Origin of the sequence: Leeuwenhoekiella polynyae, assembly GCF_004104075.1 — a bacterium.
GTDB lineage: Bacteria > Bacteroidota > Bacteroidia > Flavobacteriales > Flavobacteriaceae > Leeuwenhoekiella > Leeuwenhoekiella polynyae.
Map to the genome: position 1 here is coordinate 95,884 of NZ_QOVK01000014.1, position 7,110 is coordinate 102,993.

At 36.7% G+C, this 7,110-nt stretch carries 7 protein-coding genes; 5 read left to right on the forward strand and 2 right to left on the reverse strand.

Features of this window, described 5'->3' with window-relative positions; translation table 11 throughout:
- The first annotated feature begins 55 nt into the window (after positions 1 to 55).
- The 4 genes from DSM02_RS14065 (at position 56) to DSM02_RS14080 (ending at position 4,138) form a co-directional block, all read left to right on the forward strand.
- Positions 56 to 1,834: a tetratricopeptide repeat-containing sensor histidine kinase gene (locus tag DSM02_RS14065; RefSeq protein ID WP_128766252.1), complete on the forward strand. Its 1,779-nt coding sequence runs from the start codon at positions 56 to 58 to the stop codon at positions 1,832 to 1,834.
- An 84-nt stretch (positions 1,835 to 1,918) separates the two neighbouring features.
- A complete protein-coding gene (locus DSM02_RS14070) occupies positions 1,919 to 2,644 on the forward strand; it encodes an NUDIX hydrolase (RefSeq protein ID WP_128766253.1) in 726 nt (241 codons plus the stop codon).
- Between the two features lie 145 nt (positions 2,645 to 2,789).
- Positions 2,790 to 3,440: a response regulator gene (locus DSM02_RS14075; RefSeq protein ID WP_128766254.1), complete on the forward strand. Its 651-nt coding sequence runs from the start codon at positions 2,790 to 2,792 to the stop codon at positions 3,438 to 3,440.
- Positions 3,441 to 3,526: 86 nt separating this feature from the next.
- Positions 3,527 to 4,138 carry a DUF4230 domain-containing protein gene (locus DSM02_RS14080; RefSeq protein ID WP_128766255.1) on the forward strand — a complete coding sequence of 204 codons (612 nt, stop codon included), beginning with the start codon at positions 3,527 to 3,529 and terminating at the stop codon, positions 4,136 to 4,138.
- Here the strand turns inward: DSM02_RS14080 and DSM02_RS14085 are convergent.
- The gene (locus DSM02_RS14085) at positions 4,130 to 5,881 is read right to left on the reverse strand and encodes an aromatic amino acid hydroxylase (protein ID WP_128766256.1); all 1,752 of its coding nucleotides are present in this window, start codon (positions 5,879 to 5,881) and stop codon (positions 4,130 to 4,132) included. The two genes, DSM02_RS14080 and DSM02_RS14085, sit on opposite strands and share 9 nt — an antisense overlap.
- A gap of 206 nt (positions 5,882 to 6,087) precedes the next feature.
- On the opposite strand from DSM02_RS14085, the gene DSM02_RS14090 reads away from it, so the two are divergent.
- Positions 6,088 to 6,840 carry an enoyl-CoA hydratase/isomerase family protein gene (locus DSM02_RS14090; protein WP_128766257.1) on the forward strand — a complete coding sequence of 251 codons (753 nt, stop codon included), beginning with the start codon at positions 6,088 to 6,090 and terminating at the stop codon, positions 6,838 to 6,840.
- Positions 6,841 to 6,879: 39 nt separating this feature from the next.
- Here the strand turns inward: DSM02_RS14090 and DSM02_RS14095 are convergent.
- A partial coding sequence (locus tag DSM02_RS14095; protein ID WP_164918321.1) for a DUF4136 domain-containing protein occupies positions 6,880 to 7,110 on the reverse strand: 231 nt, incomplete at its 5' end.

The window sequence follows — 7,110 nt, forward strand, 5'->3', positions numbered from 1 at the left end:
ACGTATTCTAGCATTTTTATATATTAGCCTGTAAATCAAAAGAATTCATATTTTTATGAAACACTGCTACTGTTGGGCTTTTGCTTTTTTACTGAGTGTTTATGCGCTTTCTGCTCAGGAAATACAAAAGATAGATTCAATAAATGCTATTCTGGTTCAGAATAGTTCGCTCAAAACAGACTCCCTTCTTGTCATTTTTGAGAATAACCTAAAGGCAGCTCAAAAAATTGATTACAAAAAAGGAATAGGCGAAGCTTATAAAAATCTGGCAACCATTTATGGTTATGAAGCTAATGGTGAAAAAAGGGTAGCTTATAATCTGAAAGCCATTCGCATTTTTGAAGAGAATGACCTTAAGCCGCAGGCAGCAAACTTGTATGGTGAAATGGGCTATGGGATGAAGCGCGATAATATGGAGAAAGCTCAGTATTATATGAATAAAGGCCTAAAAATGGCTGAAGAAGGAAATTACAAAGAGGTTTTAGACCGAACCTACAATAATTATGGGGTGCTTAAAGAAATGCAGGGACAGCTAGACAGTGCCCTGTATTTTTATAAAAAGGGACTTGCTATTGTAGAAGAGCGTAAGTATACCGAAGGCTTGCCGTACAGCTATAGTAACCTGGCGGGCGCTTACGGACAAATGGGCAATTTTGACCTCGCACGCGACTATTTTTACAAAGCCAAAGTGATACGGGAAGAAATCAATGACCGCAAAGGAATTGCCGAAAATTTCACACAGATTGGTGAAGTCTATCTTATAGAAGGTAAGCCCGCCGAAGCTGTTCCGTTTTTTGAAAAATCGCTGCTAATTGCGCGTAAGGAGGATTACCGTTTTCTAATGCAATACACGTATCAGCAATTATCTGAAACATTTAAGCAAATGCAGCAAACTGATTCTGCTTTGTATTATTTTGAAAAATACGCCGTCTTTAAAGACAGTATCAATAGTTTAGAGACCACCAAGCAAATTGCAGCTCTGGAGGTTGAATTTGAAACCGAACAAAAGGAAAATGAGATATTAAGACAGCGGACACAATTAGCTGAGAAGGATCTTGAAGTGCGCCGCAAGAATGCGTATATCTTTGGAAGCCTAGGGCTGTCTATCATTTTGGGGCTTTTAGGGTATTTAATTTATAGCCGTCAAAAGCAAAAAAACCGTCAGCTTCAGAAAGAAAAAGAATTACAGGTCGCTCTCGCTAAAATTGAAACACAAAACCGACTTGAAGAACAGCGCCTGCGCATCTCAAGAGATCTTCATGACAACATTGGTTCACAGCTTACATTCATTATAATCAGTCTTGACAATCTTAATTATATGCTTAAAGATACTGGTCAGGAGGTGAAAGAACGTATTGCAGCGATCAGTGCATTCACCTCGGTTACTATAAATGAACTTCGCGATACGGTCTGGGCAATGAATAAGGAAGTGATAACGGTAAAAGACTTGCAAATGCGTATTTCTAATTTTATAGATCAAGCACAAAGTTCGAGGAGAGATGTTGATTTTCAGTTTAAGTATAAAGAAAAACATCTACAAAAATTAGAATTCTCTGCTGTAGGTGGCATTAATGTTTACCGCATCATTCAGGAAGCAGTAAATAATGCATTAAAATATGCGGAAGCACAGACTATATGTGTGAAGATGGAAATTTCAGATTCCAAGTATAAAATAGTAATTCTTGATGATGGAAGAGGCTTTGATATAAATGGGGGTAAATCAGGCCATGGGATTTCTAATATGCAAAAGCGGGCGAACGATATTGACGCAGATTTTAAGATATCAACATCGGTAAATAAGGGAACAACAATTTCTATTCAATCCAAAGCTTGATAAAATTAGTAGGTCAAACTAAAAAAAGTTGAATTACTTTTTTTCATCAAAAAAACGTATTTTGTACGTTTAAAAGTAATTTTTATGACCCCAAGTTCTGCAAGTGTTGCACATGCTTCCAATAATGATTTTTATGCTGATAACGAGAAATTGTATGTCGCTACAGACTGTATTGTTTTTGGTTTTGATGAAGGAGATTTAAAACTATTGATTTTTAAAAGACGCGTAGAGCCAGACTCTGGTATCTGGTCACTGATAGGTAGTTTTGTACAACTTGATGAAGATGTAAATGATGCCGCACGTCGTGTTCTTAAAGAGATAACAGGTCTTGATGAAATCTTTTTAGAGCAATCTAAAACTTATGGCAAAGCAGATCGTGATCCGGGTTATCGCTGTCTTTCGGTGGCGCATTACGCCTTGATACGTATTGATGATTATGATAAAGAATTGGTAGAAAGTCATGGCGCTTATTGGTACACTTTAAAAGACTTGCCTAAGTTGGCATTAGACCATGACCAGATGGTAGCAGATGCTCTAAATAAACTAAGACGTAAGGCGAGACAACAGCCTATAGGTTTTGAACTACTTCCTGAAAAATTTACTATACCGCAATTGCAGCAGCTTTATGAAGCGATCTATCAACGCGAGTTAGACCCTCGTAACTTTAGAAAAAAAGTATTGTCGCTTAAAGTGCTGGTAAAACTTGAAGAGAAAGATAAATCCGGATCTAAACGCGGAGCATTTTTGTACCGTTTTGACGCCGAAAAATATCAAGAGCTTTTAGAAAGTGGTTATAATTTTGAAATTTAACTCATAAATAGGGCATTTGCCCTATTGCATTCCTAAACAGACTTTTTTAGTTTAGTGCTTTCAATCTCAGTACTATTTATTGAATTTTTTAAATCCGGGAAAGAGTTAGGGGACTTTCCCGGTTTTTAATTTAAACGCGTTTGTAATGCCGGTAAAAATTGCAATTGTAGAAGACAAATTATTTCTAGCCCGTGCATTAGCAGAAAAGCTTTCCTTTTTTGATGAATTCAGCTTAAAATTTATTGCTGAAAATGGAGCGGACCTGTTAAATAAACTCGATTCAAATTCGAATATAGATTTAATCTTAATGGATATTGAGATGCCGATACTTGATGGTATTGAAGCTACAGCACTTGTAAAACAAAGATTTCCGCAGATAAAAATTATAATGCTTACTGTGTTTGATAATGATGAGCATATCTTTAGTGCCATTAAAGCGGGTGCAGATGGCTATTTATTAAAAGAAACGGCTCCAGATATTTTAGAAAAGGGTGTAAAAGAGACTTTATCTGGTGGTGCAGCGATGAATCCCTCTATCGCTATGCGAACACTTAAATTGCTTCGCAATCCAAGTTCTGTAAATAGCTTAAATGAACGCGAAGAAATATCACTGTCTAGTCGTGAGACCGAAGTTTTAGAGCAGTTGAGTAAAGGCTTGAGTTATACACGTATTGCAGAAAATCTATTTTTAGCTCCCAGCACGGTGCGTAAGCACATAGAAAATATATATAAAAAACTACAGGTGCATAGTAAAATTGAAGCGATAGAAAAAGCCCGCCAAAATAATATTATATAATATAATATGCTGTTAAGATTAACAGCTTCCTTTTTTCTTTCCGTATTTAATAGATAAATTGAAATGATTCTCTAATTAATTGATCTATGCGCAAGGTTCTAATTGTAATTCTGGTTCTCATACTTGGGTACTTTACCTATCAATATTTTAAGGAAAAAAATCAAGAGCGCAATCAATTACTAGAAGCTACTTCGCTCATTGAGAAAGAAATCAAAAATGTAGGGAAGCTCGTTGTGACAGAAGGTTCTTTTGCACAGGTTTTTACCTATAAAGACTCTAAACAGATTTTTAATTTGGTTGAAGCTAATAAAAAGGCACTTGTGGTGATCAATGCAAAAGTCACGATTTCATACGATCTACGAGCTTTAGAAACAGAAGTAGACTCAGAAGCCAAAACAATTACCATAACAAAAATCCCTAAGCCTGAAATAAACATCAATCCAGATATTGAATATTATGATGTGTCTCAGGATTATCTCAATCAGTTTGAAGCTTCAGACTATAACACCATAAAAAAACGAGTGATGAGCAGCATTAGAAAAAAAGTTGAAGCTTCAGAATTACCTGCTAATGCTCAAAATAGATTAGTAGCTGAATTGTCTAATATTTATGTAGTGACTAATACATTGGGATGGACATTAAAGTACAACACCACACCAATAGAAAGCAGTCAAAGTTTACAGCAAATTTTAGACTAGTGCGATACCGTCTTCTATAAGATGTTTGATTTTAATATTACTTGTTTTTAGCGCTGCCAAATATGTGGTTATTTCTTTTAGAAAATCTTCTCTGTTATCTTCTTTAGCCAATTCATAAAGTTCTACAGAGAGTAACCAGTCGTTTTCGTGATTTTTCTTTAAAATATCAAAAACAGCCTGCGGAGAGAATTTGGTGTCTTTGCCTTCTCTGTAATTTCTAACTGAAAGATATAGCGATTCTAGTTCTTGGCGTTTTGTATTTGTTGAAGCTTTAACCGTGGTTGAAGAAATTTTATGTTCCAATAAATTGAAAGATTTAAAATCAGCCGGACCAGCAAATGCTGATGAGATCTTTTTGCCTACAGCCAAATGATAGATGCCAGATTCTGGTTTAAAGAGCAAACGATCTTTGTGTTTAACCGTGCAGTTCTCAAAACTGATTAGAATTATTTTCCCTTTTAAATTGCGCGTACCGGTAATTATTTTACCGCTTACACTGATTCCGCCTTCAAATTCTAAGCTTACGATATTGCCTTCTGATATTTTATAAGCTTGAAGGTCTTTGGGGCTCATGTCTTCAATAGCAAGATTGATGCCTTTAAGCTTACCAAGAGCTGTACCGTAGCCGTCTTTGTGAATGTTAGTGCCATGACCCACGAGCTCTTTTTCATGAAAACTTAAAGCACTCTCCCCTGTAGTTTGTAAATAAGATACTTTGTCTTTATATAAAATCATTTCAGAAAACACACCTGAAATCTGCAAGCCGGTGCTCAGTTCAATGGTCCCTAGATTTTTACTGTCTATAAGTTTTTGTAAGCCTTCGGGACCGCCGGTACGTAAAGCCATCATGTTTGCAAACTCTTCTAAAACTTCACTGAGATAGGCAAAATCTGGAGTTACATAAAGTTGAGGTTGAGGCTTAGTAATGTCAAATTCCTGGTGTGCTGCTTCAATGGAATACGAGATTTTCTTTACTTCTTCAGTCATACACCACGCACTTTCACCTATTGATGAAAGTAATCCTGCTCCATAAATTTTAGGGTTATCAGGAGTACCTATGAGGCCATATTCTACCGTCCACCAATGCAAATTGCGTATAAGTGCCATTTCGCTTGGAGTTCCCATATTATTCTGTAAGTGGTCAACCACATGCTCAATCTCATCAATTTCTTCCTGTGGAGTATCTTCAGCTTCTTTTAAAATAGATAGTTTTCTAACAGCTTCATATAACTCATAGTCCTTAGCTGATGAAATGGCTTTGCAGCCTATTTCTCCAAAACGTCTTAAATATTCGGCATACTCAGGGTTCGCAATAATTGGGGCATGACCTGCACCTTCGTGAATAATATCTGGAGCGGGAGTATACTCTAAATGCTCGAGTTGTCTGATGTCTGAAGCGATAACCAAAACATTATACGCCTGAAATTCCATAAAAGCAGCAGGAGGAATAAAGCCATCAACTGCTACTGCAGCCCATCCTATTTCTTTCAGAATACGATTCATCCCGTACATATTTGGTATGTGGTCTATCGAAATTCCGGTTTGTTTTAACCCTTCTAAGTAGGAGTTGTGAGCAACTGTACTGAGATAATTCACGTTCTTACGCATTACATAACGCCAAACCGCTTGATTGATCGCCGTATAATCCTCATAATTTTGAGGTTTTATAAACTGCTTTAAATGCGCGGGTAACCGCTCAATAAGTGGATTAGTTTCTATATTTTTATCTAAAACAGCGCTCATAAGATCAATTGTATTTCAACTAGAAAAATAAGAATCTGTTTATAATTATCGTAATTATATCTATAAATTTGAGGAATATTTAATAATACTTCTATTTATTGGCGCTGCCAAAGGGTTTTATACCCTAAGGCTTGTCTCGAAATTGAAAATTTGTTTCTAACAAATACCTCGTGGGCTTGCCCGAGGTAGTTTACTAAAACAATCATATGTCAAACTCATTTGTAAAACTTGATATTGAAGGAGCGGTAGGTACGCTTACTTTTTTTACGCCAGAGCATAATGCATTACCTACAGCCATTTTAACCGATTTAGAACAACAAATACTTAAAGCAGATGCGAATACTGATCTCAAAGTGCTTGTAATTAAAAGTGGAGGTGATAGAACGTTTTGCGCCGGAGCAAGCTTTAAAGAACTTATTGCTATTGAGAATGAAGCTCAGGGAAAACTTTTTTTTATGGGTTTTGCAAAAGTAATTTTAGCAATGCGTGCGAGCAGGTTGCTTACTATTTTACGCGTGCAAGGTAAAGCTGTAGGAGGTGGAGTAGGTCTTGCTGCTGCTGCAGATTATTGTTTGGCTTCTCAATATTCCTCAATAAAACTGAGTGAGATAAGCATTGGTATAGGTCCGTTTGTAATCGGGCCGGCGGTAACTCGCAAAATTGGAGTTTCAGCATTTTCTCAAATGACCATAAATGCACAGGAATTTTATTCAGCTGAATGGGCAAAAGAAAAAGGAGTGTATGCTGAAGTTTTAAATTCAGCTGAAGAACTGGATGCAGCTGTAGCTAAATTAGCTAACCAACTGGCAACCTATAATCCCAAAGCATTAGCGGAATGTAAAAAAATGTTTTGGTCAGGTACCGAGGGTTGGAAAAAACTTTTAGAAGATAGGGCAACAACAAGCGGTAAGCTTGTTTTGTCTGAATTTACAAGAAATAAACTTAAGTCTTACGCATAAAAAAAGCCCTCATTTCGAGGGCTTTTTTAGTTGTTATTCTTAATTAGAAGCCATTTGCTTTGGTGGATATTCTTGCATAATCTCGCCTACAATTTCGCTAATACGTTCTTGTTTGCGTTCAACGTCACGAGCTAAATAGCCAGTACCCTGACCTTGCCAAACTAATTCTTTTTTAGATGCATCAATAAGGTCTATATATAATGTACCTTCAGTAGTTCTGGATACGGTGTTTCCAAAACCTCCGCCCCACGGTCCCCAAGGCCCCCAGGC